Raw genomic sequence first — 3,921 nt, 5'->3', positions numbered from 1 at the left:
AAAAGGCAAATTTAAGAACACTTTAAATTTTATTGATAAAAATGTTAAAGTAGACAATTTACTTATTCCTGATAAATGGTCCTATGTATTTGAATATATCAAGTTTAAATTAAGTAATTGAATATTCAATTTTAATTGTCCTTTAACCAACTTATGGTTGGTATTTTGTAATATATTTTTTTCAAGTTATTCTATTATATTAGAATAATTTTATTTTTATACACTGACTTTTTTATTAATCTAAGATAAATTTCATATTTTTTCATATGTTACTTTCCATTACCTTTATTATTTTAAAATTTTATATATTTGTTCTATATTTTTTGCTTCTAGTAATTTTTTCTTTATTTTTTCATTTTGCAATATTTCCATTATTTTTTTTAGTATTTCTATATGTTCATCAGAATTTTTTGATGCCAAAGTAAATATTAAATAAATTTTATTATCTCCAAAATTAATACCAGAATTTACTTTTAAAAATGAAATTGATGTTTCATTAACCCCATCTTCAGGTCTAGCATGTGGCATAGCTACAAAATCATCTATGACTATATAAAAACCCAACTTGTCCACATTTTCAATTATTTTTTCTACATATAAATTATTAATTTTACCTTTTTTTATTAAAGGTTTCGATGAAATTCTAATTGCTTCTTTATAATCTTTAACAGTGTCAATACATTGTATATTTTCATGATTAAACATTGCCATATTCTCCTTTTAATATATATTCTTTAAATTTTTCGTATGTATCTATTTTATCAATTTTTTCTAAAAAATTAGGTCTTAATATCAAATTATATAAATTATTAAGTATTCCTAAATGTGCATCTTTATTTATACTTGAAAATGCAAAAAATATTCTTGCACTCTTCTCAGCATTAAAAGAAATATTTTCTTTTAAAATTAAAATTGATATATCCGTTTTTAAAACACCATCCATTATATTAGCATGTGGTATTGCTATACCATTTTCTATTACTACATAAGGCCCTAATCTATTAATATTTTCAATCATTTTATTTTTATATTTAGGCATGGTTGCACCAATTTTTTCTAAATTATTTCCAACTATATTTATGGCTTCCTGCCAAGTATTTACTTTATTTTTAAAAATAACTTTTTCTTTTGTTAATATACTTTCTATATCATCAATATTTTTATTTTCTTGATAAAAAATATTTTTATATTTATCCAAAAGATATTTTTTTAAATTTTTCGTGTTTTTAATATTTTCTATTTCAGTTATAAAATCATCAACTGAGATTTTATATTTCTTTCTTTTAATGCCTAATTTAAGTATCTTCTGATAATCTTCAACTTTTAATTGTGGATTTATTTTTATCGCATCTATATCTAAATCCACAGTTGTTAAAATATAATCTATATTGTCTTTTTTCAATATTTTTTCATTTAATAAATGAACTGGCAAAACATCAACAATATCAATATCAAAATTTTCTTTTAAATTATATTCTAATACCTTAGAACTACCATAACCCATACCACATACTAAAACAACCTTTTTTACACTAGAGTGTTTTAATCTTTCTATTGAGGCTTTAAAATGAAACACGAGTAATGAAATTTCTGTTTCTGTAAATTTAATGTTAAATGTTTGTTCCATTTCTTTTACTGCATTTTTTACAACTTTAATCAATGGATCATCCTCTAATATTAAATCTCTATATGTACCATTATTTAAAACTATATTCTTTTTTAATCTATATATACAAACCTTTATATGACTTAGTAAAAAGTCATATAAAATTTTATCATTGGTTAAATCAAAATCAATTTGATTACTAACATTTTTTATTATTTTACCTAATAAAAAACTTTCATTTAACCAGTATTCTATATTATCAGTTAATGATACCCCTATAAACAAATCAATAATTTGATTAATTGATTTAATATTTCCAAAATATTTTTTTATAGTTAATTCTATAATTTTTTCATCCACTGATAAAAAATTGTTGATAACTTCTGAATTATCTGGATATTTAATTAAGCAATAAATATACGATAAAATTTGCTTATATGTATTTTCATCTAAATTTAATTCTATTTTTTTATTAAGTTCTACTATAAACTTTTTAATTTTATGATATAAATCTTTATCAATAACTTCTTCCATGTATGAATATAAATTTTCATTATTTATTATATTAAATAGTTTTTTTGCCTTATAAATATTATTTTTTCTTAAAAAATATCCTTTACCATGTACATATTCGAGTTTATTATCTAAATTATTCATATATGATTTTAAAGTATTTCTTGATACTTTTATTTTATTAGCTAATCTTGTTACATTTAGACCTTTATCGTTAAATAATAAATAAAGATATACTATATTAAGCTTTTCATCTCTACTTAAATCTAAATTATTAAAATTAATTAAAAAATTTTTTATTTGATTTCTTAAAAAAATAACTTTCCCTTTTTTTGTCAATATTTTGTCATAATTATTATTCGATAAATAAAAATTTATATTATTTATATTATATTGAAAAGCTCTAATAGATATACCAAATTTAGATAAAAAATATTCAATATTTATATTATTAATATTACTCGTAGAACATATTTTCAAAATATCTAATTCTCTATTATTTAACACAAACACACCTCCATATATTAAATTTTAACCCTATTTTATATATTAACAAGTTTCAAATCTTTTCATATTTTTTTTAATTATTGACCACTAAAAAAGTAGGATTTCTCCTACTTAATTTTTAATATAAATCATATTCATAAAACATTGCTTTATTAGCATTTGATTTAATAAATATATATTCTCTATATGCATCAGAATAAACTTCTCTTATATTTTTCACTTCTGGTGCAATAGTATAATTACCTATTTTACTTAGATAATCATTAATGCTCATATCATTATTATACTCAATTATACTATATTTATTAATATCATTGTCTTTCGCAATATCTGATATTACTTTTTCTATTCCACCTATTTTATCTATTAATCCAAGTTCTTTTGCTTTTTCTGCTAAATAAACTTGTCCTTTTGCTATTTCTTCTACTCTATCTAAATTTAAATTTCTAGATTTTGCTACTTTTTCTTTAAAACTCATATAGATAGTTTCTAGTCTTTGAGTTATTTTATTTTTCTCTATTTCAGTTAATTTATGATAAATATTATTCAAATCTACATATTCACCCATAGTTATATTTGTAGTATTAATTTTTAAATTATCTAATAATTTACTTGCTGTTGGTCTTAAACTTACAACACCTATTGAGCCTACCACACTTGATTTACTTGCATATATTTTGTCAGCAGCTAATGAAATAAAGTAAGCACCTGAAGCTGAAATGTTTGATACAGAAGCATACACTGGTATATTAAGTTCTTCTTTTAATTTTAATATATTTTTATATATCATTTCTGAATCAAAAGCTACACCACCTGGTGAATTAACCCTTAATATTAATGCTTTAATATTTTTATTTTTCTTTATTAACTTTAATTTATTTTCTATATCATACATATTTATTGAAAAATTTAAATTCTCATCAGTAGATGATATTGGTCCTTCTAAGTCAAGAACTGCTATTAAATTTTTATTATTATTTATATTAAATTTTATGTCTTCAAAATCAACTGTTTTATCAACATTAATATTATTTTCTTCTAAAAAATCATTATATGATTTAACACTATCTACTAATTTTAACTCATTTGCACTTAAACTATTTAATAATACATAATCTCCATTATATATCTTATTTTCAAAAACTTTTTTATCTATTTTTTTATATTTACTTACTATATCAAAAAAATTATTCATTCTAGTATTAAGTATATCACTAACTTCTTTTTTCTTTAACTCTGACATTTCTGTACTATAATATTCTTCTCCGTATGTTTTATAATCTCCTGTATGAATT

Annotated in this window: 3 protein-coding genes; all 3 read right to left on the bottom strand. The window is 20.2% G+C overall.

Going from position 1 to position 3,921, the window contains the following annotated elements:
• Nucleotides 1-288: 288 nt before the first annotated feature.
• Complete coding sequence (locus AWT72_RS08190) at nt 289-705, bottom strand: PTS sugar transporter subunit IIA (protein WP_067143489.1); 417 nt, start codon at nt 703-705, stop codon at nt 289-291.
• On the bottom strand, nt 698-2,626 hold the full coding sequence (locus AWT72_RS08185) for a BglG family transcription antiterminator (RefSeq protein WP_067143486.1): 1,929 nt from the start codon (nt 2,624-2,626) through the stop codon (nt 698-700). Before AWT72_RS08185 ends, AWT72_RS08190 begins: the two co-directional genes overlap by 8 nt.
• 118 nt (nt 2,627-2,744) lie before the next feature.
• Nucleotides 2,745-3,921 (bottom strand): signal peptide peptidase SppA (gene sppA, locus AWT72_RS08180; RefSeq protein WP_067143483.1); only part of this gene is annotated, 1,177 nt, incomplete at its 5' end.

Origin of the sequence: Oceanivirga salmonicida (genome assembly GCF_001517915.1) — a bacterium.
Lineage (GTDB): Bacteria > Fusobacteriota > Fusobacteriia > Fusobacteriales > Leptotrichiaceae > Oceanivirga > Oceanivirga salmonicida.
Note: the sequence above shows the minus strand (reverse complement) of the source record. Positions and strands in the feature narration are given on the sequence as shown.